This is a genomic window from Embleya sp. NPDC055664, from assembly GCF_053618075.1.
The window spans coordinates 384,534-410,449 of record NZ_JBSHGZ010000003.1; the positions used below are offsets into that span (position 1 = coordinate 384,534).

Below are 25,916 nucleotides of genomic sequence, written 5' to 3' on the forward strand. Positions count from 1 at the left end.
CACGGGGACGGCGACACACTCAAGCTACCAGCCGGTAACAATTCGACGATGTCCCGGGGGCCCGCCACCCATGACCGCCTTCAGCCTCGCCCTGAACGAGGACCAGACCACCATCCGCGACTGGGTGCACACCTTTGCAGCGGAGACCATGCGGCCGGCCGCCGCCGAGTGGGACGAGCGCGAGGAGACCCCCTGGCCGATCATCCAGGAAGCCGCCAAGATCGGACTCTATTCGCTGGACTTCTTCAGCACCCAGGCATTCGACCCCACCGGCCTGAGCATTCCGCTGATCATGGAGGAACTGTTCTGGGGCGACGCCGGGTTGGGCCTCGCGCTGTCCGGCACCGCGCTCGCCGCGGCGGGCCTGGTGGCCAACGGCACCCAGGAGCAGATCATCACCTGGGCACCCGAGTTGTTCGGTACGCCCGACAACGTCCGCGTCGCCGCGTTCTGCTCGTCCGAGCCGAACGCCGGCTCCGATGTCTCCTCGATGCGCACCCGGGCCGACTACGACGAGGCGACCGGCGACTGGATCCTCAACGGGGTCAAGACCTGGGCCACCAACGGCGGTATCGCACACGTGCACGTCGTGGTCGCCACCACCGACGCCACGCTCGGCTCGCGGGGCCAGGCCAGTTTCGTGATCCCGCCGAACACGCCGGGGCTGTCCCAGGGGCAGAAGTTCAAGAAGCACGGGATCCGCGCGTCGCACACCGCCGAGGTGATCCTGGACAACGTCCGGGTGCCCGGCGACTGCCTGCTCGGCGGCAAGGACAAGCTGGACGAGCGGATCGCGCGGGCCAGGTCCGGCACCTCCGCGCGTTCGAACGCGGCGATGGCCACCTTCGAGTCGTCGCGCCCGGCGGTCGCGGCCCAGGCCGTGGGCATCGCGCGCGCCGCCTACGAGGTGGCGCTGGAATACGCCCAGGTCCGCGAGCAGTTCGGCCGGCCCATCATCGACAACCAGGGCGTCGCGTTCACCATCGCCGACATGCGCACCCGGATCGACGCGGCCCGCCTGCTCACCTGGCGCGCCTCGTGGATGGCCGCGACGAAACAGCCGTTCACCGCGGCCGAGGGCTCGATGTCGAAGCTGTACGCGGGCGAGACCGCCAAGTGGGTGACGTCGGCGGCGATGCAGATCCTCGGCGGCAACGGCTACACCCGCGAGTACCCGGTCGAGCGTATGCACCGCGACAGCGCGATCTACACCATCTTCGAGGGCACCAGCGAGATCCAACGCCTGGTCATCGCCCGCACGTTGGCGGGGGTGCCGATTCGCTGACCCGCGCCGCGTCGTCGGGCGGGGCGTCGGGGCGGCGCCCCGCGGGCTCAGCCGGTCCAGACCACGTTCATCACGGTGACTCGGACGCGGTTGTCCTCGATCACGAAGGTGATGAAACCGAAGGCTCCGAACGCGGCTTCGCGCATGGTCTTGAGACCGCTGTGCATCCGGCCGCCGACGCTCCACGGGTCACGTTCCAGCGCGCTCTCCAGGTTGTTGAGCGCGGCGACCGCGGGCTGCGGCAGGCCCGCCTTCTGCCGGGCGGCGGGGGCGTCGTACACCACGAGGTAGCTCATGTGCGCCTGGTCTCGGCGGCGGGCACCGTTTCCAGTTCCTCGCCCGCGTGCAGCCGGGCGGCCCGTTCGAGGACACGTTCGTAGTCGCCGGTGCGGCGCAGGATCAGGTGTCGCTGCCATCCGGCGAGCAGATCGGCGAGCAGGGCCAATTGCCCGGTGTCGTGGGCGTGGGCGAGGGCGGCGGCGAACTCCCGCTCGAACTCGGCGCGGACGTCCTCGGGCAACTCGGCTCGGATCTCGGCCGGCGACGGCCAGCGGGCACCCCCGACCCGGATCACCAGGTCGGGCGTGCGTGGTTCGGGGATCGTCGTGTCCATGTCCTCAGCGTGCCGGCCCCGCCGGGTCGACCGACAGCCGGCGCGCGACGATCGGCCGTACGCCCGGCGAAGCGCAGCCCGTGCACCCTTTCAGGACACCGGGCCCGGTTCGGGGGCCGGCTCCGGCTTGTCGGGGGGCGGAGGTGTGCCCGGGTCGGGTGGCAGGGGCTCCGGGCCGGGTTCGGGCAGCGGGTGGGGGAGGGGCATCGGCGGCACCGGGGGCAGCGGGTCGGGCCACGGGTCGGTCACTGCGACCTCCAAGCAGGTAGCGCGTCGCGGTCGCGACGTCGCCACCCGGATACCCGCCACGAACCGATCCCATCTCCCGGGCACGGCGGACACCCGGGCGCCGCCGCCCCGACGGCACGGCCGACAACCGCCCACCACCCGCCGGGCCCTACGCCGGCTCGAACGCCGCCCCGCTCACCCGCACCGCCCGGCCGACCCACGCGTCCGTACGCATCGACGCCAGCACGTCCGCGTCGGTCGAGGAGGCCACCGACCGCACCCCGCCGCCGCCCTCGCCCTCGACCACCACGATCGCCACCGCCGGTTCGCCCCCGTCGAAGGCCACCGTGCAGCCCACCACCCGTGCCGGGCCCGTATAGTCCGGGTCCACCGGGCGGGCGGGCAACTCGGCGCTCACGTCCACCGCGCGAAAGCCGCCGGGAGCGGGGCGCGCCGACCACAGCGCCCCGGCCTGCTTGGTCACCATGCCCGACACGCTGGTGACCAGCCCGTCCCCGCCCTCGCGGACCCGCCTCGCCACCTCGACGGTGGCGTGCAGCGCGTACGTGTTGAGCGGACCGCCCGCGAACGCCATCCCGCCGGTCGTGGTCAGCTCCCGATCGGCGCGCCCGGTCAGACCCAGTTCGTGCCGCTGGATCCGGACCGCCGCCGGGAAACAGCTGTACAGGTCCACATGCGCGGCGTCGGCCGCCCCGGGGCCCAGCGCCGCGCCGACCGCCGCGAAGCCCGGCGAGCGGGCCGGGTCCGGCCGGGCCACCAGCGGCACCATCGTGTTCGACTCGGCCGCCACCGTCGGGAACACCCACCGCTCGCGCGCGACGCCGAACCGGCGCGCCGTCTCCACCGAGCACAACACCAGCGCGGCGGCCTGGTCGACGTTCATCTGCGAGCAGTGCCACTTGGTATAGGGGCTCGCCAACCATGCGTTGCGCCCGACCGGGGCCAACAACTCGTCCTCGGACACCGTGCGGCCGCGGATCGATCGCCCGCCCTCGGCGGCGACGGCGGCGAACTGCGCGCACAGCGCCGCGATCTCCCGGGCGTCCTGCGCCGGCGACACGCCGCGCGCGGCGCCGATCGCCGACTCCAGGACCGCGTACTGCCGGGCCGGCACCGCCAGATGGCGATCGATCTCGACCCGGGCCAGGATGTCCGCGCCCGGCGCCCACACCGTGTCCGGCACCCCGTCCGCGACCGGATCGACCAACTCGACCCCGGCGATCCGGGCGCGCAGCCGCCGATGCGCCGCCTCGCCGCCCACCACCAGGACCGCGTCCACTCGGCCGGACGCGATGTCGGTGCTCGCACGGGTGAGCAACGACTGTTGCAGGACGCCCAGTTCGGCCAACGTGCTGTGCGCGTCGACGAGCTTGAAGCGCTCGGCCAGCCACCGCCCCGGATCGCCGTGCCGCCAGGTCCCGCGCGGCACCAGGACCCGCCGCACCGCCCCGAGCAGCCCGCCGAGCCCCTCGGCCGCGTCCTCGACGGCCCGCGCCATCAACTCCAACTCGCCCACCCCGGCCCCGGCCTCGGCCAGGCGCTGATCCGCCACCCCGACCCCGACCAGGACCGGTGTGCGTGGATCGATCCCGTCCAACCCCATCGACGCCCCCTCACACGCGCCGCCACCCGGCGCGCGCCGAAGCTAGCGCCGATGCCCGACGATCACCAGCGGCACGGGGAGCGGGCGGAGGACCGAACCCGGTCCGCGGCCGGGGTGGGAGATCCCGGGCGGGGGCGGCCGAGCCGGGGGAGTCACCCCTCGAAGCGTGTCGGCGGGAGGCGGGCGAGGAACCGGGCGGTTTCGAGGCCGTCGTGCGGTGGGCCTGCGGTTCGGCTGTTCGCCGGCGCGGGCATACGACAACCTTCCGGTGGTGTGGCCGAGAGCGGTGTGGCGAGGAGCGGGTGGATGAGCGAGCACGATCCGTATGTGCGAGTGCGCGGCGCGCGGGAGCACAATTTGCGGGACGTGGACGTGGACATCCCACGCGACACGTTCGTGGTGTTCACCGGGGTGTCCGGGTCGGGCAAGTCCTCGCTCGCGTTCGGCACGCTGTACGCGGAGGCGCAGCGGCGCTACTTCGAGTCGATCGCGCCCTACGCGCGCCGGTTGATCCAGCAGGTCGGCGCGCCGCACGTGGACGAAATCGACGGATTGCCGCCGGCGATCGCGCTGCGGCAGCAGCGGTCCGCGCCGACGTCGCGGTCGACGGTGGGCACGCTGACCACGTTGTCGAACTCGCTGCGGATGTTGTTCTCCCGCGCGGGGAAGTATCCGCCGGGCGCGCCGAGGTTGGACTCGGACGCGTTCTCCCCGAACACCGCCGCCGGGGCCTGTCCGAACTGTCACGGGCTCGGGCGGGTGCACGACGTCGACGAGGCGTCGCTGGTCCCGGATCCGGACCTGTCGATCCGGGACGGGGCGATCGCCGCCTGGCCGGGCGCGTGGTACGGGAAGAATCTGCGGGACATCCTGGCCACGCTCGGCTACGACGTGGACCGGCCGTGGCGTGAGCTGCCGAAGGCCGAGCGGGAGTGGATCCTGTTCACCGACGACCAACCGGTGGTCACCGTGCATCCGGTGCGCGACGCGAGCCGGATCCAGCGCGACTACCAGGGCACGTACAGCAGTGCCCGGCGGATCGTGCTGAAGACGTTCGCGACCTCGAAGAGCGCGACGCAGCGCAAGCGGGTGGAGCGTTTCCTGCGCAGCGGGCCGTGTCCGGTCTGCCACGGTCGGCGGTTGCGGCCGGCCTCGCTGGCGGTGACGTTCGCCGGGTACGACATCGCCGCGCTCGTCGCGCTGCCGCTGACCGAGGCGGCCCGGGTGCTGGCCGAGGCGAAGCCGGACGGGGAGGCCGCCGCGACGATCTGCGCGGACCTGGTGGCGCGGATCGCGGTGCTGGTCGAGCTGGGGCTGGGCTATCTGGGCATGGCGCGCGAGACGCCGACGTTGTCCTCGGGCGAGTTGCAGCGGTTGCGCCTGGCCACCCAGTTGCGGTCCGGGTTGTTCGGGGTGGTGTACGTGCTCGACGAGCCGTCGGCCGGGTTGCACGCGGCGGACACCGAGGCGCTGCTCGTGGTGCTCGACCGGCTGCGGGCGGCCGGGAACTCGCTGTTCGTGGTGGAGCATCGGATGGCCGTCGCCCGCCGGGCCGGATGGCTGGTGGACGTGGGGCCGGGCGCGGGCGAGGGCGGCGGCCGGATCCTGTACAGCGGCCCGCCGGCGGGGTTGCGCGAGGTGGCCGACTCGGCGACGCGCCGCTTCCTGTTCCCGGCCGGCCCGCCGCCGGTGCGCGAGCCGCGGTCGGCCGGCGCGTGGCTGACGTTGACCGGGGTCACCCTGCACAATCTGCGCGATCTGGACGTGGCGTTCCCGCTGGGCGTGTTCACCGTGGTCACCGGGGTGTCGGGGTCGGGCAAGTCGAGCCTGGTCGGTGGGGTGCTGGCCGAGGTGACGGCGGCGCACCTGGGCACCGGGGCGGAGCCGGACGAGGACGACGGGCCGGTGTCGGGCGAGGTGCGCGCGGTCGAGGGACTGGGGGCGATCGACCGACTGGTGCGGGTGGACCAGAAGCCGATCGGGCGCACGCCGCGTTCGAACCTGGCCACCTACACCGGGCTGTTCGACACCGTACGCCGGTTGTTCGCGGAGACCGACGCGGCGCGGGAGCGCGGGTGGACCGCGAGCCGGTTCTCGTTCAACGTGGCCGAGGGGCGCTGCGAGACCTGTGCGGGGGAGGGCTTCGTCGCGGTCGAGTTGTTGTTCCTGCCGGGCACGTACGCGCCGTGTCCGACCTGCCACGGCGCCCGGTACGACCCGGCCACCCTGGAGGTCGCCTATCGCGGGCTGAACGTGGCGGACGTGCTCGGGCTGACCGTGGACGACGCGGCCGACTTCCTGGCCGACGTGCCCGCCGCCGCGCGCAGTTTGACCACGCTGCGCGAGGTGGGCCTGGGCTATCTGCGCCTGGGCCAACCCGCGACCGAACTGTCCGGCGGCGAGGCGCAGCGGATCAAGCTGGCGAGCGAGTTGCAGCGGGCCCGACGCGGGCACACGCTCTATGTCCTGGACGAGCCGACGGCGGGTCTGCATCCGGCGGATGTGGAGTTGCTGATGCGGCAGTTGCACGGTCTGGTCGACGCGGGCAACACGGTGGTGGTGGTCGAACACGACCTGGACGTGATCGCCGGCGCCGACTGGCTGATCGACCTGGGGCCGGGCGGCGGTGTGCACGGCGGGCGGATCGTGGCGAGCGGGGTGCCGGGGGAGGTGGCGGCCCGGGGGGTGGGGGTGACGGCGCGGTTTCTCGGCGGGCGGTGACGGGCCGGTCAGGCGGCGTCGGGCCCGGCCAGGAACGCCAGCAGGGCCGCCGGGTCCTCGCTCGCGCACGCCGCGCGTACGGCCGCCTCGTGTGCCTCGGCCAGCGCGTTCAGCCGGGCGAGTCGGTCCGTACCGCGCCGGGACAGGTGGACCGTGATCCGGCGGCGGTCGGCCCCGGACTGGCGGCGGTAGATGTGGCCGCCGTCCACCAGCGCGTCCACGATCCGGGTCAGCGTGGCCTGCGGGATCACCAGGGCCCGGGCCAGTTCGCCCATCGATCGCCCCGTGCCGTCGCCCAGGGTGCGCAACACCAGCCACTGGTCGAGGGTGCAGTCCTCCTCGGTCAGGGCGACGGTCAGCGTGCGGGTGAGTCGGCGCTGCGCGACGGTCAGCGCCTCGACCAGAAGCGGCGGTGCGACGGCGCGTTCGGCAAGTTCGCCGGCGGACATGCTGATCACCCCTTCACCGGACCGTTCTCAGGAGCATACTTACTCGCCTGATGAGCGTCGAGACAGTCCTGATCGAGCCGCTCGACGCGCTGTATTCCGACCGGAATCCCCAGGTGCTTCGAGTGGGCCTCGTGGTGCCCCAGTCCGGTGCGCTCGGCATCATCGGCCCCTCCGCCGTGGATGCCGCGCTGCTCGCGGCGCACGAGATCAACTCCGCCTGCGGGGTGCGCGACCGCCGGCTCGAACTGGTGCTGGTGGACGCCGGTGTCCCACCCGCCGAGGTCGCCGCACAGGTGCGACAACTCGCCGACGCCGGAGCGGTGGAGGTGCTGGTCGGCTTCCACACCAGCGACGTGCACCGCGCGATCGAGGCGGTGGTGACAGGACGTGTGCCGTACATCTTCACCCCGCCGCACGAGGGCGGTCGCCGGCTGCCCGGCGTGGTGTGCACCGGAGTCGACCCGATGCGGCAGCTGCGCGAGTCGATCGGCTGGTTGACCCGGCAACATCGGCTGCGCCGCTGGGCGTTGATCGGCAACGACTACATCTGGCCGCAGGCCACGCACCGTGCGGCGGCCCGGCTGATCGCCGAGGCGCGCAGCAGTGTGGTGTACGAGCGGCGGGTCGCCTTCGGCGCGGTGCGCGAGGGGCTGGACGAATTGTTCCAGGGGCTGCGCACGACCGGGGCCGATGCGCTGCTGCTCAGCCTGATCGGGCGGGACCTGGTCGACTTCAATCGGGCGCTGCGGCACGCCGGTCTGGACCGGATCCTGGTGCGGCTTTCCGGATCCCTGGAGGAGAACGGCCTGCTGGCCTACGGCGGCGACGACACCGGCGGGATGTACGCGGTGATGCAGTCGTTCGCGTCGCAGACCGACGATCGCCGGCTGGGGCTGGCCGAGCGGCACCGGGCGCTGTTCGGGCCGGACGCACCGGTTCTGGACGCCTACGCGGAGGGGCTGTACGACGGGCTGCACCTGGTCGCGGCGCTCGCGTCGTGGAACGCGCTGGGCCCCAACGGGTTGGCGGCGGCGGTGCATCGCCTGCTCGACGGGGACCCGGAGGGCACTCGGGCGGCCTGGGCGCGGTCGCCGCTGGGCCCGCCGCGCCGGCAGGTGTTCCTCGCGCGGGCGGAGGGGCTGGATTTCGCCGTGCTTCCGCGCCGCGAAAGTACTTCCATTTGGAAATAACTGGATCTAGGGTCTCTCCGAGACCCCTCGGGGTCGTCCCGAGGAGAGATCACCATGAGCGAAGTCCCCGCGCCCGAATCCGCCGCGAGACCCGGGTCCACCGGCAGACCCGACCCGACCGGTGGACCCGAGTCGATCGAGAAGTACGGCTACAAGCAAGAGCTCCGCCGCTCGCTGAGTTTTCGCGACCTGCTCGTCTACGGCCTGGTCTTCATGGTCCCGATCGCGCCGTTCGGCATCTTCGGCGGCGTGTTCCAGGGCTCCGGCGGCATGGTCGCGCTCACGTACATCATCGGCATGGTCGCGATGATGTTCACCGCGCTGTCCTACGCGCAGATGTCCCAGGCCTTCCCGATGGCCGGATCCGTGTACTCCTACGCCGGTCGCGGCATCGCCGCGCCCGTGGGCTTCCTGGCCGGCTGGATGATCCTGCTGGACTACATCCTCGTCCCCGGCCTGCTCTACCTGATCGCCGCCGTGGCGATGAACTCGCTGGTCGGCTCGATCCCGGTGTGGATGTGGGTGGTCGGCTTCGTACTGCTGAACACGGCGGTGAACTACCTGGGCGTGGAGATGACCGCCAAGGTCAACAAGATCATGCTGATCGGCGAGCTGATCGTCCTGCTGCTGTTCGTGGTCGTCGGCGTGGTCGCGCTGATGGACGGCAAGGGCCGGGGCTTCGACTTCACCCCGCTGTACAACGGCGACACCTTCTCCTGGAGCCTGGCCTTCGGCGCCGTCTCGATCGCGGCGCTGAGCTTCCTCGGCTTCGACGGCATCTCCATGCTGTCCGAGGAGAACAAGGACTCGGCCAAGGCCATCGGCCGCTCGATGGTCGCCGCGCTGCTGCTCGCCGGCACCCTGTTCATCGTGCAGACCTGGGTGGCCTCGCTCCTCGTGGAGGACCCCAAGGCGCTGATCGCCAACGGCGACCCGGACGGCACCGCGTTCTACGACGCGGCCCGGGTCGCGGCCGGCGGCTGGCTGGCCAAGCTCACCGCCGTGGCCACCGCCGTCGCCTGGGGCTTCGCCAACTCGCTGGTCGCCCAGGCGGCCACCTCACGCCTGCTCTACGCGATGGCCCGCGACCGGCAACTGCCGTCCATCCTGGCCAAGGTGCACCCCAAGCACCGGGTGCCGGTCAACGCCACGCTGCTCACCGCCGCCGTCTCGCTCGCACTCGGGCTGTACACCAGCACCCGCGACGACGGCATCACCAAGCTGAGCAGCCTGGTCAACATCGGCGCGCTGACCACCTTCCTCGTCCTGCACGTCTCGGTGGTCGTGCACTACCTCGTCCGGCACAAGAGCCGCGACTACTGGCGACACCTGATCGCGCCCTCGATCGGCTTCGCGATTCTGGCGTACGTCGTCTACAAGGCCGACGACGACGCGCAGCGCCTGGGCACGATCTGGTTCGCGATCGGCCTCGCCCTGCTCTCCGGTCTGGTCCTGGCGGGCCGCCGGCCCAAGATCTCCGCCATCGATCCGCTCGAGGAACCCGTATGACCCTGCTCGAAGTCGTCTCGCTACGGCCGACCTACCACCAGTACGCGTACACCTTCGGCGGTCGCCGACCGCTGGTGACGGTGCGCCCCGGCACCATCGTCGAGTTGTCCACCGAGGACTGCTTCGGCGGCAACGTCAAGGGCTTCGACGATCTGCCCAGCGCGGTCTGCGAGTTCCCCTACCTCAATCCCGTCACCGGCCCGATCGCGGTCGAGGGCGCGGAGGTCGGGGACACCCTCGCGGTGCACTTCGTGGACATCTCGCCCGCCCGGGACTGGGGCATCTCCAGCACCTTCCCGCACTTCGGCGCGCTGACCGCGACGCCGACCACCGCGATGCTGCACGCGCCGCTGGAGGAACGGGTCTGGGTCTACGACCTGGACGTCGAGGCGGGCGTCTGCCGCTTCCGGGCCCGCAAGAGCGACTTCTCGGTCGAGCTGCCCCTGGACCCGATGCACGGCACCGTCGGGGTGGCGCCGGCCGGCGGCGAGACGCTGATGTCGATCACCCCGGGGGCGCACGGCGGCAACATGGACACCCCCGAGATGCGCGCCGGCACCACCGCGTACTTCGGCGTCAACGTCGCGGGCGGCATGCTCTCGATCGGCGACGGCCACGCCCGGCAGGGCGAGGGGGAGGTGTGCGGTACGGCGGTGGAGGCCGCGATGCGCACGGTGATCGTGGTCGACCTGATCAAGGGCGGCGCACCCGTGTCGCCGCGCCTGGAGAACGACCACTACCTGATGACCACGGGCTCGGCCCGCCCGCTGGAGGACGCCTACCGGATCAGCCAGCGTGACCTGGTCGATTGGACGGCCGCCCTGCTGGACCTGGACCTGCTCGACGCCTACCAGCTGGTCAGCCAGGCCGGCCTGGCCCCGGCCGCCAACGTGTGCGACACGAACTACACGATGGTGGCCAAGCTCCCGAAGGCGACGCTGGGCCGGCAGCGCGCCTACGAGGGGCGGCACGACCACCTGCGCGCGGTGGCGGGGGCGTACCTGCGGGAGCGCTGAGGGCGCGGTCGGGGCGCGGCTCCCACACCTGCGGGAGCGTGCCGCGACATCGACTCCGGGACCGGAGAGGCCATCGGTCCCGGCACCCGGCGGCGTGCCGCCCCCGCGCCGGGTGGAAGGGGACATCCCCGGGCGAATCGCGTCCGCCGACGCACGTCCCCCCGGGGCCCGGGGATGTCCCAGGGGCCGGGAGCCCCCGGCTTCCGGCTGGAACGACGAGGATTCGCACGCCGAATCGCTGATCGGGCATGTCCGCCCGCCGGTCGGGAATTCCTCGGGTGTCCATGTGTTGCCACTCGTGTGAACGTGTTTTCGCCGCAGGTCCGGTTCTCCGTCCTCGATCGATCGTTGACGCTCCGCGGCGAGCACCCCGCCTCGGCGCTGCGGCACGCGGTGGCGTTCGCTCGGGAGGTGGAGCGGTTGGGGTATCACCGCTTCTGGGTCGCGGAGCATCACAGCGTGCCGGGGGTCGCCGGGTCGGCGCCGACCGTGCTGGCCGCCGCCGTGGCGGCGGCGACCGAGCGGATCCGGGTCGGCACCGGTGGGGTGATGTTGCCCAACCACCAACCGCTCGTGGTCGCCGAGCAGTTCGGGGTGCTGGAGGCGCTGTACCCGGGGCGGATCGACATGGGTTTGGGGCGCTCCGTGGGCTTCACCGACGGGATCCGCGCGGCGCTGGGGCGGGGCAAGGACGCGGCGGAGGACTTCCCGGAGCGGCTGGCCGAACTGCTCGGCTACTTCCTGGGCACCCAGGACGCACACCCGGGCGTACACGCGCGCCCCGCCGAAGGGCTGCGTCCGGCGCCGTTCGTGCTGGCCACCGGGGCGGGCGCGGATCACGCGGCAGCGGCGGGCGTACCGCTGGTGGTGGCCGCGGCGATCGGCGAGGAGCGCATGCTGCGCGCGATCGACCGTTACCGGACCACGTTCCGGCCGTCCACCTGGTCCGCGCGACCCTACGTGGTGCTCGCCGGCACGGTCGCGGTCGCGGACAGCGCCGAGGCGGCCGACGACCTGCTGCTGCCCGAGGCGTGGGCGGCGGCCTATTCGCGCACCCGCGGCACCTTCCCGCCGCTGATCCCGGCCGAGGAGATCCGCGCCGCGACGCTCACCGCACGCGAGCGCGAACACCTGGACGCCGCGCAGCGCGACCGGATCGCCGGTACGGCGGAGACCGTCGCGGCGGATCTGGCGGCCCTGTTCGCCCGCACCGACGCGGACGAGTTCCTGGTCACCACGAGCAGCCACGACCGGGCCGGCCGCGCCGACTCGGCCCGGCGCCTGGCCGAACTCGCGGGCATCGCACCCCGGATCGGCGCCGGCGCGACGCGCTGAATCGGGGGATCGGCCCCGCTCGTACCGGACCCCCGGCGGCAGCCGGCGGGCGTTGCTACCGTGGTGCGGCTCCAGTGGTCGTTCTGCGGGGAGGTTTCGAGCGATGGCCCATGTCGGCCGGCAGCCGGACATACGTCCACACCCGAACACACCCGGGACCGGGCCCGGTCACGCGCCGGTGGAGACCGCCGCGCAGATCGAGCGGCGCTGGATCGCCAACATCGCCTCCGTGGTGGTCCCGGGCGTGCTCGCGCACCGGATGTTGCGGCCGGCGCACCGGATCGGCAAGCCCGACGGGCTGATGGGCAACCTCAACCGGGTGCGCGCGTGGCTCGGGCTGATGATCGTGCTGGCGGTGTTCCTGCGCGGCCTCTACCAGGAGCGCAAGCAGGGCTCCGGCGAGTCGGCCACCACGACCCGGATCCAGGGCGCGCAGGTGGTGGCCGAGGTGGCGTCGGCGATGGTGCGCCGGATGGTCCTGCTGCCGGTGTACGGGATGATCGGCATCGTGCTGATCGGCTGCCTCCTGGTGCTCTTCGCCCGGCCGCACCTGCGTTCGCTGACCATGCGTCAGTTGATCCACCCGGTCCGCTCGGTCGGGCTGTTCCTGGTGGTCCCGGTGATCGGCGTCGCGGTGGCCTGGGGCTGCCGCAGGGGCGCGGGCCTCGGAAGCAACACCAACACGCTGCGCACCGACGGCACGATGGTGCAGCTGGTCCTGTCGTGGGTGTCCATGGTCGTCGGCATCTGGGTGTTCGGCTTCGCCGTGGTGGCCATCTGGCAGGTGGCCCAGCACCTGTTCTCGGCGGCCGACGGCCACCCGATGTTGCCCGCGCTGATGGCGATGTGGCTGGCCTGGACCTTCACCCTGACCGACCTGCTGATCAAGACGGACAACCCGCTGTTCGCCGGCTCGGACATCGTGCCGGACAACATCAAACTCCCGGTGGGCGTGGGCGGATCGCTGATCATCACCGCGCTGAGCGTGTGGGAGATCCGCCGCCTCGGCCGCTGGAACGGCATCACCTGGCGCAGCGGCCCGTGGGGGTCACGCTCGCCGCAGAGCCGAAGCCTCACCCAGGGCGCGTCCCGCTAGGGCGTGTCTTCAATCTCCCGTCGGGCTCCGCGGCGTGAGCGCAGCGAGGAGCCCGAAGGGCGGATGCCGTGCATCGGCGTGCCGGAGAAGCAGGTGCATAGTGGTTTCTATTCGCCTGTTTCTCCGGGGCGGCGAGGTGCGGTGTCGGGCGTCGTGGAGCTCGGCGGGGGATTGAAGACACGCCCCCCGCGGTTGCGTCGGCCGTCGACCGGCGCGACCGCGGGCGGCTTCAGGACGACCTGCGGGCGCCGGTGATCAGGCGGTAGCCCAGGCCGGTGGTGGTTTCGTCGACCAGGAACAGGCGGCCGTCGTGCTCGAAGGGCTTGGGCATCGCCTCCGCGAGCGAGACGCCCAGGCGCAGCGGGTATTCGTCGAGGACGGTGATGTGGCCGTCGTTCGGGTCGAAGCGGACCAGGCGCGGCGGTTTGCTGCCCCGGGCGTTGACCCATACGCGCAGGGCGCCGTCCGGCTCGACCGCGATCGGGGCGGCCTTGCTGTCCACGCTCAGGCCGACCACCTTGACCGCGGCGGGCAGTTCGGAGATCCAGCGCACCCGGCCGCTCGCCCGGTCGATCGCGATGATCTGGTTGGCGCCGGGGGAGGACGAGGCGTGCACGGACCGGCCGTTGTTGCCCGGGACGTAGATGGTGCGCTCGTCGGCGAGCAGGCGCGGGGCGGTGCCGCGGGCGTCGCCGACCAGGGGATTGCCGGTTTCGATCGGGTACGCCGGTTCGCCGCGATCGGTCAGCACCGTGGGCCGGATCGCGCCGCCGGTGCCGGTCGGCTCGTTGACGATCACCGGCGAGGTGGCCACGACCGGGGAGGCGCCGGGCGGGCCGCCCTTGGGCAGGGTGTGTGTCCAGGCCGGCTTGCCGGTCGTGGGATCCAGGGCCCAGACCGTGTCGGCGCCGGCGCACTGTCCGTTGGCGACCAGGGCCGCGCCGCCGCGGAATCCGGTGACCCGGCAGCCGGCCGCCACGGTGTTCGCGGTCCAGAGCTGGGCGCCGTCCCTGATCCGGAACGCGGTGTCGCCGCTGACCGCCACGCCGTGTGAGACGGCCACCCGCTCCTGGGCCGGGGTGTCCTTGGCGGTGCGCGGTTTGCTCCAGACCTCGGTGCCGGAGGTGACGTCGATGCCCGCGACGCGGTCGCAGGCGGTGCCGACGCCGTAAACGATCACCGCGATCGTCCCGTCGGTGTCGGCGCCGGCGGCGCACATCGAGGCGCCGCCCGGGAGCGGCTTCTCCCAGGCGGTGGCCCCGCTGTCGACGCGGTACGCCACCACGCGGGCGCGCTCCGAACGGACCACGGTGTCGCCCTGGAACCAGGTGCCTTCGAGGGTACGGGCGTCCTTGGACGCGCTCGCCGGGGGCTTGGGGCCGTCCCGGCCCTCCTTCAACGCCCAGGAGACCGCGACGTGTTCGCCGGAGTTGGCGTAGTCGTTGCCGTCCTTGACCGCCTGCCGGACCGCGCCGACGCCGGCCACCGCCAACACGGCGAGGGCCAGGAGCGCGCTGCGGAGCAGGACCGGGCGATCACGCCGCGCCCGGACCCGGTTGGGGTCGAGCGGCGGGCCGAAGACGAAGTGGTGGTCCGAGGGCGCCGGTTGCAGCGGCATCGGGGAGGACGGGGGTGTCGGTGTCGAGCCGCCGGGGCCGTAGGGCGGCAGTGCACCCGGGCCGACCGGGCCGCCGGGACCGCCGTGCGGCGGCGGGTAGGTGTGCGGGCCGGCCGGGGGATGCGTGTCGTACAGCGGCAGGTTGGGGTTCGCGACGAAGCCGCCGCCGCCGGAGGAATGGGGATACGGCGCCGGGCGGGCGTGCGGTTGCGGCTGCGCCTGGTGCGGGACGTGCGGCTGCGGTTGCCCCTGGGCCGGGGCGTGCGGTTGCGCGTGTCCCTGGGCGGGGGTGTACGGCTGCGCCTGTCCCTGGTGCGGGACGTGCGGCTGCGGTTGCCCCTGGGCCGGGGGCGGCGCGAAGCCGGGGCGGCCCGACGTGTGCGATCCGGGCGGCCCGAACGGCGGTGGGTCGGATGGTGTCGGCTGCGGGGGCGCGAACGGCGGCTGTTCGGCCGGGGTCGGCTGCGGCGGGGCGAACGGCGGTTGTTCGGACGAGGCCGCTCGGGCACGGCGGTGCTCGTCCCACGGGTCCTGCGGATCGGTCGGGTTCTGCGGGGTGCTCACGCGGCGGCTCCCGAAGTGCCGGGTATCACCGGGGCGCCGAGGCCGACCTCGTGCGGGCCCGGCAGGTCCTTGAGGTCGCGGCGGTCCACGTGTCCGACCGACTGGCCGACGTTGTGCAGCCACAACACGAGGAAGGTGATCACCGCGGCCGAGGCGGCGGTGATGAGTACGCCCACCACGATCACCAGGACCTTGCGCGGCGCGGCCGGCCCGCGAGCCGGAACGGGTTCCGGCGGCGCGCCCCACGGCGTCGGCGTCGGTCCGGCGGCCTGTCGCCGCGGTGGCGATGACTGCGTCATGACGATCGTGCCCCCCGTGTCCCGTTCCCTGTTCACCTCGTGCCGCGGCCGGCGCCGATCCGTCCCCGACACGACATCGCGTCGATTACCGTACCGATCCCGGCCGCCCGCCGCCGACAATCCGGGCCGGTTCGAGGGTGGACCCGCCCCGACCGAGGGAACCGCCCGGGTCGGTCGGGCGTCGGACCGGCGTCGGACCCACCGTCGCGGCGACGCCTCGGTGGGAGAGGATGTGGTTCCGGCGTCGTCCGTAGGCGTCGCATCGTAAGTCGTAACGGGGAAGTGGATCCGTGTCGTTTCAGCAATCGCCGGGCGGCGAGCAGCCGCAGCAGCCCCCCGGCGGGCCCTATGGTCCGCCGCCCGGTCCGTACGGGGCACCGCCGCCTCCCGGTCAACCGTACGGCGGCCCCTACGGCCCGCCCGGCCCGCCGTACGCGGGCGGGCAGCCCGGCGCCCATCCCTACGGCGCCCCGCCGCCCCCGGGCCAGTGGGGCTACGGGCCCGGATACGGCGGCCCGCCGCCGCCCGGGCAGCCCAAGCGCAAGGTCGCGATCATCGTCGGAGCCGTGGTGGGCGTGCTCGCCGTGGGTACCGTCGCGGTGCTGGGCGCCACCGGCGCGTTCTCGTCCGACGACGACAAGGACCCGGTGGCGAAGCCCACCTCGTCGTCCCGGACCTCGGGCCCGCCGACCACGCGGCCCACCTCGCCCGCGCCCGCGCCGCCGGACCTGCCCACCACCCGCCCGCCGAGCACGACCTCGGCGCCCAAGCGCACCGTGGACACCCCCGACAGGGCGGGTGGGCTGAACAGGATGGACGACGACACGTATCCGGCGCAGAAGTCGCTCCGGGACGGGGCCAGGCCCGGTTCCAAGGTTGCCGCGTACGGTGCGTCGGGCGCGAGTTCGCCGAGCGCGGTGGTCATGGTGATGGCGAACCCGGCGCCGCGCCAGTCGCCGATGACGACGATGGATCAGATCATCGCCGGCATGCGGGAGGGCGCCGACGAGAAGTCGGCGGACCTGGGGACCGTGCGCGAGATGGGCGCCGGTTCGATGGGCGGCGTGTTGCGCTGCACCACCATCAAGTCCGGCGGCAAGGCGCTGCCGACCTGCGTATGGGCCGACGCGGACACCGTGGGCGTCGTGTACGGGATGAACGACAAGACGTTGGACGAGACCGCGGCGCAGACTCTGCGGCTGCGCCCCGACCTGGAGAAGTGATCCAGGGGTAGCACGCAACCTCGATCTCCCGACCGGGCCCACGGGTCCGATCCGCCGGGAGCTGCGAACACGCCGTACGCCCCGACGACGCCCGCCGTCGCCGGGGCGTCGTCGTACGCCCGCGCACTCCCGCCGCATCCGGACACGCCGACGCGACCGACGGCGACGGGCGTCGTCGGTGCAGAGGGGCCGGCCTTCGCGGACTCGCCCCCGGGAGCCCGGCCCCGACCGGGCCGCAGGCGGCCCGCCGGGTCGGACCCGGGTCGGTCAGGCCGTCCCCGGAGCCGCCGGGATCCGGCTCGTCATGCGCTCCATCCCGCTGATCCAGTTGTCACGCAGCGCCGCCGTGGCCGCCGGGACGTCGCCGGCGCGCAGGTGCTCGGCGATCCGGCAGTGCTCCTCGGCCTCGCGCTCCAGGAGGGTGTCCTCGCCGGCGATCAGGTGCGTGTAGCGGCGCATGCCCGCCTTCACGCTGGTCACCAGATCGAGCAGCCGCTCGTTCGGGCACCGGCCGAGCAGCAGGTCGTGCCACTCGTCGTCGTGCCATTCGATCTCCGACTGCTCCGCCACCGGATCCGGGAAGCCCCGGGCCAGCCGCAGCAACTCCGGTGCCATCTCCCGGAGCTCATCGGGGTCGGAGAGCTCCAGAGCGAGTGACTCCAGGCCCGCGACGATCTCGCACAGCTCGCGGAACTCCTTGCTGCTGACCGGCGCGAACCGGAAGCCGCGTCCCTGATTGCTCTCCAGGACACCTTCGCCGGCGAGGGTGATCAGGGCTTCGCGCAGGGGGGTGCGGCTCACGCCCAACTCGGCGGCGAGCACCACCTCGTTGATGTCCTTGCCCGCCGCGAAGTCGCCCCTGTCGAGGCGCAGAAGCAACTCCTCGCGGATCTGCTCCCGCAGAGGTCGCCGCTGGATACCCATGTGTCGGTTACTCCTCGTGTCGATCGTCGCCGATATCTGGTGCTTGACATGTCACACCGTAGCCACCTTGAATTATGAATACAGAATACATGAACGGAGATCAACGTGCGGTTGACGCGAGTGCCGGGATTGCTGTTCGGAGGTGACTACAACCCCGAGCAGTGGCCGGAGGAGGTCTGGGCCGAGGACGCCAAGCTGATGGTCGAGGCCGGCGTGAACATGGCGACTGTCGCGGTCTTCTCCTGGTCACGTCTGGAACCCAGGCCGGGGGAGTACGACTTCGGCTGGTTGGACCGGGTGCTCGACCTGCTGCACGAGCACGGCATCGCCGCCGACCTGGCCACCGCGACCGCGACCCCGCCGCCCTGGCTGGTGCGCGAGCACCCCGAGACGATGCCGGTCGACGCACACGGCACCCGGCTCGAATTCGGCTCGCGACAGGGCTACTGTCCCAGCTCGCCGATCTTCCGCGCCGCCACCGTCCGGCTCGCCCGGGCGATGGCGGAGCGTTACGGGAACCACCCCGCGCTGGCGATGTGGCACATCGGCAACGAGTACGCGGACCACACGCTGGAGTGCTTCTGCGACGAGTCGGCCCGGCACTTCCGCCGCTGGCTGACCGACCGCTACGCCGACATCGACGGCCTCAACGCCGCGTGGGGCACCTCGTGCTGGGGACAGCACTACACCGACTTCGGCCAGATCAACCCGCCGCGCGTGGCACCGGGACCGATCAACCCGGCCCAGGTGCTCGACTGGCGGCGGTTCTGCTCCGACGCGCTCCTGGAGTGCTTCGAGGCGGAGAAGGCCGTACTGCGCGAGGTCACCCCCGACATCCCGGTGACCACCAACTTCATGAGCATCCTGCACGGCCTGGACTACTGGAAGTGGGCCGCCGCCGAGGACTTCGTCAGCGACGACGCCTATCCCGACCCCGCCGACCCGACCTCGCACACCGGCATCGCGCTCAGCTACGACCTGATGCGCTCGCTCAAGCGCCGCCCGTGGCTGCTGCTCGAACAGGCGCCCAGCGCGGTGAGCTGGCGCGAGGTCAACGTGCCCAAGCCGCCCGGCAAGATGCGCCTGGACAGCCTCCAGGCGCTCGCCCACGGCGCCGACGGCGTGATGTTCTTCCAATGGCGCCAGGCCCACTACGGCCCCGAGAAGTTCCACTCCGCACTCCTGCCGCACGGCGGTGTCCAAACCCGAGGATGGCAGGACACGCTGCGCTTGGGCGGCGATCTGGGCAAGCTCGCCGAGATCGCCGGCACCCACGGCCGCGCCGACGTCGCGCTGGTCCTGGACTGGGACTCGTGGTGGGGCCTGGAGGCCCCCGAGTCGATGCCCACCAAGCGGCTCGCCCTGCTGCGGCTGATGCGCACCTGGTACGAACCGCTGCACGCGCTCGGCATCACCGTCGACCTGACCCCGCCCGACCGCGACCTGTCCGACTACCGCCTGGTGATCGCGCCCAACCTGTACCTGTGCACCGAGGAGAGCGCGGCCAACCTGCGCGCCTACCCCGGCGAACTGGTCGTCGGCCCGTTCAGCGGCGTGGTCGACGCGGCCGACCGGATCCACCCCGGAGGCGCCCCCGGCCCGCTGCGTGAGCTGCTCGGACTGAGCGTCGACGAGTTCTGGCCGCTGGCCGACGGAGTCGAGCAGAGCGTGCGATACGCCGACGGCACCACGGGCACCGCGACCCGCTGGGCCGAATGGATCCGTACCGAAGGCGCCGCCGGCATCGCCGAATACGCCGACGGCGACCTCGCCGGACAACCCGCGATCACCCGCCTGGGCCGCGCCACCTACGTCGGCTGCGCCCTGGAGGACGTCACCCCCGTACTCACCGACGCGCTGACCCGCGCCGGCGTACGCCCGGTCGCCGACCTGCCCCCCGGCGTCGAGGCCGGGCTGCGTACCGGCCCCGACGCCGACTACCTGTTCCTGCTCAACCACGGCACGACCACCGCGGCACTGACCCTGCGCGCCCCCGGCACGGACCTGCTGACCGGGCGCGACCTGCACGGCTCGATCGAGATCGGACCCAGGGACGCCGTGGTGCTGCGCACCGCTCACGAGGGAGAGAAGTGACCCACCCCTATATACCCAATGCCGAGCCGGCCGTACGGGCCGAGATGCTGGCCGCCATCGGGGTCGAGTCCGTCGAGGACTTCTACGCCGACATCCCCGCCGCGCTGCGCCTGAACCGCCCGCTCGACCTGCCCGCGCCGATCACGTCGGAACACGAACTGGTCCGGCACATGGGCGCGTTGCTGGAACGCAACACCGACACCACCGAGGCGCTGAGCTTCCTGGGCGGCGGCTGCTACCCGCACCACGTGCCCGCCGTGTGCGACGAGGTCAACACGCGCGGCGAATTCCTCACCGCCTACGCGGGCGAGCCGTACGAGGACCACGGCCGCTTCCAGGCGATCTTCGAGTACGTCAGCATGATGGCCGAACTCCTGGAAATGGATGTCGTCAACGTCCCCACCTACGACGGCTTCCAGGCGTCCGGCACCGCACTGCGGATGGCCGCCCGCTACACCGGCCGCTCCACCGTCCTGGTCACCGCCGCGATCGGCGCGGACAAGCTGAGCAAGCTGCACGACTTCCTCGCGCCCGACATCGAGATCGCCATGATCCCGGTCACCGAGACCGGCGAGGCCGCGGCGTTCACCGTCGACGACACCGTCGCCGCGGTCTACCTGGAATACCCCAACGCGTACGGTGTGGTCGAGACCCGGATGGCCGAGATCGCCGAACTCGCGCACGCCCAGGGCGCGTTGCTCGTGGTGAGCGCCGACCCGATCGCGCTCGGCGTACTCGCCCCGCCCGCCACGCTCGGCGCGGACATCGTCTGCGGCGACATCCAGTCGCTCGGCATGCACCAGAGCTACGGCGGCGGCCACGCCGGCTACATCGCCACCCGGGACGAACCGCGCCTGGTCGCCGAGTTCCCCTCCCGTCTGTTCGGCATCGCGCCCACCGCGGTGCCCGGCGAATACGGCTTCGGCGACGTCTTCTACGACCGCACCTCCTTCGCGCTGCGCGAGGAGGGCAAGGAATGGGTCGGCACCGCCGCCTCCCTGTGGGGCATCACCGCCGGCGTCTACCTGGCCCTGATGGGCCCGGAGGGCATGCGCGAGCTGGGCGAGACGGTCCTGGCCCGGACCCGCTACGCGATGGACGAACTCGGCGCCGTACCCGGCGTGCGGGTGCTGCACCCCGAGGGTGTGCACTTCCGCGAGTTCGCCGTCGAGGTGGCCGACGCCGACGCGCTGCTCACCGCGCTGCGCGCGCACGACATCTTCGCCGGTGTGCGGCTGGACGCCGGCACGCTGCTGGTCTGCGTGACCGAGCGACACTCCAAGGACGACATCGACACGCTGGTGCGAGCGGTACGAGAGGTGCAGGGCTGATGGGTGCCGTCGGAGAATCCTTCGCGAAGTTGCCGATCGAGGCCAAGCCGCCGCTGCGCCGGTTCCACCAGGCGCGCTGGGACGAGCCGATCATCTTCGAGCTGTCCAGCCCCGGCCGGCGCGGCATCGGGGTGCCCGAGGCGGGCGTGCCCGCCGTCGAGCTGCCGGCCGCGGTGCGCCGCCAGGCACCGCCCGCGCTGCCGGAGATGTCCCAGCTGCACGTGCTGCGCCACTACGTACGGCTGTCCCAGGAGACGCTGGGCGTCGATGTCAACATCGCCGTCGGCCAGGGCACCTGCACGATGAAGTACAGCCCCAAGGTCAACGACCGCTTCGTCAGCGACACCCGGATCGCCGAACTGCACCCGGCCCAGCCCGAGGACAGCGTGCAGGGCGTGCTGGAGATCTACTGGCGCATGGAGCGCATGCTCGCGGAGATCTCCGGGCTGCACCGGGTCAGCCTCCAGCCCAACTCCGGCTCGGCGGCCATCTACACCAACATCGCGATGATCCGCGCCTACCACGCCTCCCGGGGCGAGGGCGAGCAGCGCGACCAGGTGATCACCACGATGTTCTCGCACCCCTCGAACGCGGCCTGCGCCAAGCTCGCCGGGTACGAGGTGATCACCCTGATGCCGGACGCCGACGGCCACCCGGACATCGAGGCACTGCGTGCGGCGGTCGGTCCGCGCACCGCAGCGCTGATGATCACCAACCCGGAGGACACCGGGATCTACAACCCGCGGATCGCCGAGTTCGTCGAACTCGTGCACGGCGTAGGCGGGTTGGCCTGCTACGACCAGGCCAACGCGAACGGCATCCTGGGCATCACCCGGGCCGCCGAGGCCGGGTTCGACCTGTGCCACTTCAACCTGCACAAGACCTTCTCCACCCCGCACATGTGCGGCGGCCCGGCCGCCGGCGCCAGCGGTGTGGCGGAGAAGCTGGTGCCGTTCCTGCCCGGCCCCACCGTCGAGTTCGACGGCGAGCGCTACTTCCTCGACGCCGACCGGCCGCAGTCGATCGGCAAGGTCCGGCCCTACCTGGGGGTCACCCAGAACGTGGTGCGCGCCTACGCGTGGATCATGGCGCTGGGCGCCGAGGGTCTGCGGCAGGTCGCCGAGACGGCGGTGCTGAACAACAACTACCTCCAGCACAAGATCCTGCAGATCCGCGGCGCCTCCGCGCCGTGGGGCAGGCGCCGGCTGGAGCAGGTGCGCTACTCGTGGGAGGAGCTCTACGAGGAGACCGGCGTGCACTCGGAGGACATCGGGGTGCGCGCGGCCGACTTCGGCGTGCACTACTGGACCAGCCACCACCCGTACCTGGTGCCCGAGCCGTTCACCCTGGAGCCCACCGAGTCGTACTCCAAGGAGGACCTGGACGAGTACGCCGCGATCCTCGCGCACGTCGCCGAGGAGGCGCGTACCGACCCGGAGTTCGTCAAGGGCGCGCCCTACAACCAGACCGTGCACAAGATCGACCCGACGTGCCTGGACGACCCGGAGCAGTGGGCGCCGACCTGGCGGGCGTACGTCCGTAAGCACCTGTCGTGAGAATCGGCCTGATCGTGAACCCGGTCGCCGGCCTCGGCGGCGCGGCCGGGCTCAAGGGCAGCGACGGCACCGAGGTACAGCGCGAGGCGCTGGCCCGCGGCGCCACCGCCCGGGCGGGCGAGCGCGCGGCGGCGGCGGTGCGCGCGCTGCTCGCCGCCCGCCCGGACGCCACGGTGGTCACCGTGCCGGGCGCGATGGGGGAGGCGGCCGCGCGGGCGGGCGGCGCCGAGCCCGAACTCGCCGCCTTCGCCCCGGGTGAGCCGTCCTCGGCCGGCGACACCCGGGCGGCGGTCCGCGCGCTCGCGGCGGTGGACGTACTGCTGTTCGCGGGCGGCGACGGCACCGCCCGGGACGTGCTCGACGCCGAGCCGGGCGGGCCCGTGCTCGGCATCCCGGCCGGGGTCAAGGTCTACTCCGGCTGCTTCGCGGTCGGTCCGGCGGCGGCGGGCCTGGCCGCCGCCGAGTTCGCCGGGAACACCACCGAGGCCGAGGTGGTGGACCTGGACGAGCAGGCCTACCGCGAGGGCCGGGTCAGCCCCCGGCTGTACGGCACACTCACCGTGCCGACCGCCCGGGTCCGGCTCTCCGGCCGCAAGACCGGCTCCACCACCGCGGCGCCGGCCACGGTCGAGGGCATCGCCCGCGAGGTGGTCGCCCGGATGCGGCCCGGCGTGCGCTACATCCTGGGCCCCGGCAGCACCACACGCGCGGTGGGCCGGGCCCTGGGCAGCGAGGGCACCCTGCTCGGGGTGGACGTGATCGCCGACGGCGTGCCGATCGGGATCGACGTGAGCGAGCGGGCCCTGCTCGACCTGGTGGACGGGCACGAGGTGGCCGCGGTGGTGTCGGTGATCGGCGGCCAGGGCTTCGTGCTCGGCCGGGGCAACCAGCAGATCAGCCCCCGGGTCCTGGCCCGGGTGCACGAACTGACCGTGCTGGCAACGCGGGAGAAGCTCGCCGCGCTCGGCGGCCGGCCGCTTTTGGCCGACACCGGGGACCCGGCCACCGACGCCCGACTCGGGGGCTATGTCCGGGTGGTCACGGGCTACCGCGAGAGTGTGCCCTATCGAATTGTTCCTGCTAGTGAGGAGAGCGTCGGATGAACGGGATGACTGGATCCCTGCACGGCAAGGTCGCCATCGTCACCGGCGGCGGCTCGGGCATCGGCCGCGCCACCGCGCTGATGTTCGGCGCGGAGGGCGCCGACGTGGTGATCGCCGACATCGACGCCGCGGCCGCGACCCGCGTCGCCGAGGAGATCTCGGCGCAGGGCGGCCGGGCGGTGGCGGTCAAGGCCGACGTCTCGGCCGAGGCGGACTGCGTGGGCGTGGTCGCCGCGGCGGTGGAGACCTTCGGCGGGCTGCACGTGCTGTTCAACAACGCGGGCATCATCCGGCGCGCCGACGCGATCGGCACCTCCGTGGACGAATGGGACCGCGTGATGGCGGTCAACGTGCGCTCGGTGTTCCTGATGTGCAAGCACGCCGTGCCCGCGATGACCGACGGCGGCTCGATCGTCAACACCGGCTCCGGCTGGGGCCTCAAGGGCGGCGGCAACGCGATCTCCTACTGCGCGTCCAAGGCCGCGGTGGTCAACATGACCCGCGCTCTGGCGATCGACCACGCCGCGGCGGGCATCCGGGTCAACTCGGTCAACCCCGGGGACACCGACACCCCGATGCTCCGCGAGGAGGCCCGGCAGCTGTCCGAGGACTGGGCGGCGTTCGAGGCCGACGCGGCCGACCGCCCGATGGGCCGCGCCGGCCGGCCCGACGAGATCGCCCGCGCGGTCCTGTTCCTCGCCTCCGACGCGGCGAGCTACATCACCGGTACCGCCCTGGTCGTGGACGGCGGCGGCCTCGCCTAGTCCGGGCCCCGCCGCTCCCGAGGGCGGCGGGCCCCTTCCCCGCACGTGCACGTCCCGCACTCATCCCCCCGGAGGCACATCGTGTCAATCTCCCGCGCCGCGAAGACCGTGGCCGTGCTGGCCGCCGGCGCCGCGCTCGTCGCCACCAGCGGTTGTGGCGGCAGCAGCGGTTCCGGTTCCGGCTCCAAGACCACCATCACCTGGTCGACCTGGGGCAACCCGGAAGAGCTCGCCCGGTTCAAGGCATTCGAGAAGGACTTCGGCAAGCGGCACCCCGACATCAACCTGAAGCTCCAGGCGGTGCCGTCCTACAGCGACTACCACGCCAAGCTGCTCACCCAGCTCTCCTCCAAGACCGCGCCCGACGTCTTCTACATAGGCGACGACTTCGCCGGGAAATTCGTCTCCGCCGGGGTGCTCGCCCCGCTCAACGACAAGATGGCCGCCCCCGACAGCAAGGCCAAGCCCGAGGAGTTCTTCGACGGCCTGTACGGCGGCGCCAAGAAGGACGGCCAGATCTACGGCATTCCCAACGACGCCAACCCCGAGGTGCTCTGGTACGACAAGCAGACGCTCAAGGACGCCGGGATCACCGACGACCCGGCCGCGCTGAACGCCCAGGGCAAGTGGACGATGGCCACGTTCCTGGACATGAACCGCAAGTTGAAGGCCGCCGACAAGGCCGGCTCGGTCTTCTACAACTGGTACGGCTCGACCTACAGCATGATCAACGGCTTCGGCGGCAAGGTGTACGACGGCGGCAAGTTCGTCGGCAACACCGACCCCAAGTCGCGTGAGGCATTGAAGACGCTGGCCGACGGCTACCAGGACAAGACGTTCCTGGTCGCCGACCTCCTGCCCGAGGGCAACGGCTCCGACGTGCAGTTCATCAAGCACAAGGTCGGCTTCGCCGCGGGCGGCCGGTGGATGATCGACACGGTCAAGAAGGGCCAGCAGGACAACTACGACATCGTGCCGTTCCCGTCGCAGACCGGCGTGCTGATGCCGCAGACGGTGGGCACGTCCTTCCTCGCGATGAACAAGGACACCAAGAAGGCGCAGGCCGCCTGGACGTTCATGTCCGAGTTCGTCTCCAAGGACGGCCAACTGCTGCGCCTGAAGGGCGGCGGCAACGCGGTGCCCTCGGTCAAGGGCGCGGACAGCGTGGTGATGGAGGGCTACCCGGCGCACGCGCAGACCTTCATCGACGCCCGCGACGGCGGTTTCGCCAACTACCCGGAGGAGGCCGGCGTGCCCGCGCTGACCGCCGACATCAACGAGCACCTGCTGAAGTTGTGGACCGGCAAGATCGGCTTCGACCAGGCGATGAACGAACTCGGCTCGCTCGTCTCCGCCAAACTGCACTGACCGGGG

General features: G+C 72.3%; 21 protein-coding genes. 14 read left to right on the forward strand and 7 right to left on the reverse strand.

From position 1 onward, the window contains the following. Window positions 1-70: 70 nt before the first annotated feature. Window positions 71-1,285 carry an acyl-CoA dehydrogenase family protein gene (locus ACWGR4_RS07610; protein WP_380001738.1) on the forward strand — a complete coding sequence of 405 codons (1,215 nt, stop codon included), beginning with the start codon at window positions 71-73 and terminating at the stop codon, window positions 1,283-1,285. Between the two features lie 47 nt (window positions 1,286-1,332). On the opposite strand, the gene ACWGR4_RS07615 is transcribed toward ACWGR4_RS07610, so the two are convergent. The 3 genes from ACWGR4_RS07615 to ACWGR4_RS07625 all read right to left on the reverse strand — a co-directional run bounded on the left by ACWGR4_RS07615 (window position 1,333) and on the right by ACWGR4_RS07625 (window position 3,750). Then, window positions 1,333-1,581: a hypothetical protein gene (locus ACWGR4_RS07615; protein ID WP_380001740.1), complete on the reverse strand. Its 249-nt coding sequence runs from the start codon at window positions 1,579-1,581 to the stop codon at window positions 1,333-1,335. Further along, window positions 1,578-1,898 (reverse strand): DUF6247 family protein, encoded by a 321-nt coding sequence (locus tag ACWGR4_RS07620; protein WP_126639905.1) that lies wholly within the window; start codon window positions 1,896-1,898, stop codon window positions 1,578-1,580. The genes ACWGR4_RS07615 and ACWGR4_RS07620 overlap by 4 nt, the downstream gene beginning before the upstream one ends. 397 nt (window positions 1,899-2,295) lie before the next feature. Further along, window positions 2,296-3,750, reverse strand: a complete 1,455-nt coding sequence (locus tag ACWGR4_RS07625; RefSeq protein WP_452128513.1) for a hypothetical protein — start codon at window positions 3,748-3,750, stop codon at window positions 2,296-2,298. 306 nt (window positions 3,751-4,056) lie between these two features. Here ACWGR4_RS07625 and ACWGR4_RS07630 point away from each other — a divergent pair, with 306 nt between their 5' ends. After that, window positions 4,057-6,471, forward strand: a complete 2,415-nt coding sequence (locus tag ACWGR4_RS07630; protein ID WP_452128512.1) for an ABC transporter — start codon at window positions 4,057-4,059, stop codon at window positions 6,469-6,471. Between the two features lie 8 nt (window positions 6,472-6,479). Here the strand turns inward: ACWGR4_RS07630 and ACWGR4_RS07635 are convergent, their stop codons facing one another. Beyond that, entirely contained in the window at window positions 6,480-6,920 is a 441-nt protein-coding gene (locus tag ACWGR4_RS07635; protein WP_380001746.1) for a MarR family winged helix-turn-helix transcriptional regulator, read from the reverse strand. Window positions 6,921-6,970: 50 nt separating this feature from the next. Here ACWGR4_RS07635 and ACWGR4_RS07640 point away from each other — a divergent pair, with 50 nt between their 5' ends. The 5 genes from ACWGR4_RS07640 (at window position 6,971) to ACWGR4_RS07660 (ending at window position 13,066) form a co-directional block, all read left to right on the forward strand. Next, window positions 6,971-8,110, forward strand: a complete 1,140-nt coding sequence (locus tag ACWGR4_RS07640; RefSeq protein WP_380001748.1) for a substrate-binding domain-containing protein — start codon at window positions 6,971-6,973, stop codon at window positions 8,108-8,110. Window positions 8,111-8,164: 54 nt separating this feature from the next. Beyond that, a complete protein-coding gene (locus ACWGR4_RS07645; protein ID WP_380001750.1) occupies window positions 8,165-9,619 on the forward strand; it encodes an APC family permease in 1,455 nt (484 codons plus the stop codon). After that, a complete protein-coding gene (locus ACWGR4_RS07650) occupies window positions 9,616-10,635 on the forward strand; it encodes an acetamidase/formamidase family protein (protein WP_380001752.1) in 1,020 nt (339 codons plus the stop codon). Before ACWGR4_RS07645 ends, ACWGR4_RS07650 begins: the two co-directional genes overlap by 4 nt. A gap of 300 nt (window positions 10,636-10,935) precedes the next feature. Beyond that, window positions 10,936-11,970 carry an MsnO8 family LLM class oxidoreductase gene (locus tag ACWGR4_RS07655; RefSeq protein ID WP_380001754.1) on the forward strand — a complete coding sequence of 345 codons (1,035 nt, stop codon included), beginning with the start codon at window positions 10,936-10,938 and terminating at the stop codon, window positions 11,968-11,970. A gap of 103 nt (window positions 11,971-12,073) precedes the next feature. Next, complete coding sequence (locus ACWGR4_RS07660) at window positions 12,074-13,066, forward strand: hypothetical protein (protein ID WP_452128511.1); 993 nt, start codon at window positions 12,074-12,076, stop codon at window positions 13,064-13,066. 229 nt (window positions 13,067-13,295) lie between these two features. On the opposite strand, the gene ACWGR4_RS07665 is transcribed toward ACWGR4_RS07660, so the two are convergent. Continuing rightward, window positions 13,296-15,248 (reverse strand): outer membrane protein assembly factor BamB family protein, encoded by a 1,953-nt coding sequence (locus tag ACWGR4_RS07665; protein WP_452128510.1) that lies wholly within the window; start codon window positions 15,246-15,248, stop codon window positions 13,296-13,298. After that, window positions 15,245-15,547 carry a hypothetical protein gene (locus ACWGR4_RS07670; protein ID WP_452128509.1) on the reverse strand — a complete coding sequence of 101 codons (303 nt, stop codon included), beginning with the start codon at window positions 15,545-15,547 and terminating at the stop codon, window positions 15,245-15,247. The genes ACWGR4_RS07665 and ACWGR4_RS07670 overlap by 4 nt, the downstream gene beginning before the upstream one ends. A gap of 290 nt (window positions 15,548-15,837) precedes the next feature. Here ACWGR4_RS07670 and ACWGR4_RS07675 point away from each other — a divergent pair, with 290 nt between their 5' ends. Beyond that, window positions 15,838-16,770 (forward strand): hypothetical protein, encoded by a 933-nt coding sequence (locus ACWGR4_RS07675; protein WP_380001762.1) that lies wholly within the window; start codon window positions 15,838-15,840, stop codon window positions 16,768-16,770. Window positions 16,771-17,037: 267 nt separating this feature from the next. Here ACWGR4_RS07675 and ACWGR4_RS07680 read toward each other — a convergent pair whose 3' ends face one another. Then, a complete protein-coding gene (locus ACWGR4_RS07680; protein ID WP_126639895.1) occupies window positions 17,038-17,694 on the reverse strand; it encodes a GntR family transcriptional regulator in 657 nt (218 codons plus the stop codon). Between the two features lie 105 nt (window positions 17,695-17,799). Here ACWGR4_RS07680 and ACWGR4_RS07685 point away from each other — a divergent pair, with 105 nt between their 5' ends. From ACWGR4_RS07685 to ACWGR4_RS07710, 6 genes are all read left to right on the forward strand, one after another. Then, complete coding sequence (locus ACWGR4_RS07685) at window positions 17,800-19,788, forward strand: beta-galactosidase (RefSeq protein WP_452128508.1); 1,989 nt, start codon at window positions 17,800-17,802, stop codon at window positions 19,786-19,788. Beyond that, window positions 19,785-21,119, forward strand: coding sequence for an aminomethyl-transferring glycine dehydrogenase subunit GcvPA (gene gcvPA / locus ACWGR4_RS07690; RefSeq protein WP_380001766.1), 1,335 nt, complete (start codon window positions 19,785-19,787; stop codon window positions 21,117-21,119). Before ACWGR4_RS07685 ends, gcvPA begins: the two co-directional genes overlap by 4 nt. Next, window positions 21,119-22,675, forward strand: coding sequence for an aminomethyl-transferring glycine dehydrogenase subunit GcvPB (gene gcvPB / locus ACWGR4_RS07695; protein ID WP_078974001.1), 1,557 nt, complete (start codon window positions 21,119-21,121; stop codon window positions 22,673-22,675). Before gcvPA ends, gcvPB begins: the two co-directional genes overlap by 1 nt. Continuing rightward, window positions 22,672-23,778: an ATP-NAD kinase family protein gene (locus ACWGR4_RS07700; RefSeq protein WP_380001768.1), complete on the forward strand. Its 1,107-nt coding sequence runs from the start codon at window positions 22,672-22,674 to the stop codon at window positions 23,776-23,778. The genes gcvPB and ACWGR4_RS07700 overlap by 4 nt, the downstream gene beginning before the upstream one ends. Next, entirely contained in the window at window positions 23,775-24,542 is a 768-nt protein-coding gene (locus tag ACWGR4_RS07705; protein ID WP_380001770.1) for an SDR family NAD(P)-dependent oxidoreductase, read from the forward strand. The genes ACWGR4_RS07700 and ACWGR4_RS07705 overlap by 4 nt, the downstream gene beginning before the upstream one ends. A gap of 81 nt (window positions 24,543-24,623) precedes the next feature. Continuing rightward, on the forward strand, window positions 24,624-25,910 hold the full coding sequence (locus ACWGR4_RS07710) for an ABC transporter substrate-binding protein (protein ID WP_380001772.1): 1,287 nt from the start codon (window positions 24,624-24,626) through the stop codon (window positions 25,908-25,910). The last annotated feature ends 6 nt before the right edge of the window (window positions 25,911-25,916 follow it).

Coding starts and splice junctions, on each gene's coding strand:
- ACWGR4_RS07625 (WP_452128513.1), bottom strand. CDS start 3,750: ATGGGGTTGGACGGGATCGATCCACGCACACCGGTCCTGGTCGGGGTC.
- ACWGR4_RS07635 (WP_380001746.1), bottom strand. CDS start 6,920: ATGTCCGCCGGCGAACTTGCCGAACGCGCCGTCGCACCGCCGCTTCTG.
- ACWGR4_RS07620 (WP_126639905.1), bottom strand. CDS start 1,898: ATGGACACGACGATCCCCGAACCACGCACGCCCGACCTGGTGATCCGG.
- ACWGR4_RS07680 (WP_126639895.1), bottom strand. CDS start 17,694: ATGGGTATCCAGCGGCGACCTCTGCGGGAGCAGATCCGCGAGGAGTTG.
- ACWGR4_RS07705 (WP_380001770.1), top strand. CDS start 23,775: ATGAACGGGATGACTGGATCCCTGCACGGCAAGGTCGCCATCGTCACC.
- ACWGR4_RS07630 (WP_452128512.1), top strand. CDS start 4,057: ATGAGCGAGCACGATCCGTATGTGCGAGTGCGCGGCGCGCGGGAGCAC.
- ACWGR4_RS07660 (WP_452128511.1), top strand. CDS start 12,074: ATGGCCCATGTCGGCCGGCAGCCGGACATACGTCCACACCCGAACACA.
- ACWGR4_RS07650 (WP_380001752.1), top strand. CDS start 9,616: ATGACCCTGCTCGAAGTCGTCTCGCTACGGCCGACCTACCACCAGTAC.
- ACWGR4_RS07610 (WP_380001738.1), top strand. CDS start 71: ATGACCGCCTTCAGCCTCGCCCTGAACGAGGACCAGACCACCATCCGC.
- ACWGR4_RS07670 (WP_452128509.1), bottom strand. CDS start 15,547: ATGACGCAGTCATCGCCACCGCGGCGACAGGCCGCCGGACCGACGCCG.
- ACWGR4_RS07645 (WP_380001750.1), top strand. CDS start 8,165: ATGAGCGAAGTCCCCGCGCCCGAATCCGCCGCGAGACCCGGGTCCACC.
- ACWGR4_RS07615 (WP_380001740.1), bottom strand. CDS start 1,581: ATGAGCTACCTCGTGGTGTACGACGCCCCCGCCGCCCGGCAGAAGGCG.
- gcvPB (WP_078974001.1), top strand. CDS start 21,119: ATGGGTGCCGTCGGAGAATCCTTCGCGAAGTTGCCGATCGAGGCCAAG.
- ACWGR4_RS07640 (WP_380001748.1), top strand. CDS start 6,971: ATGAGCGTCGAGACAGTCCTGATCGAGCCGCTCGACGCGCTGTATTCC.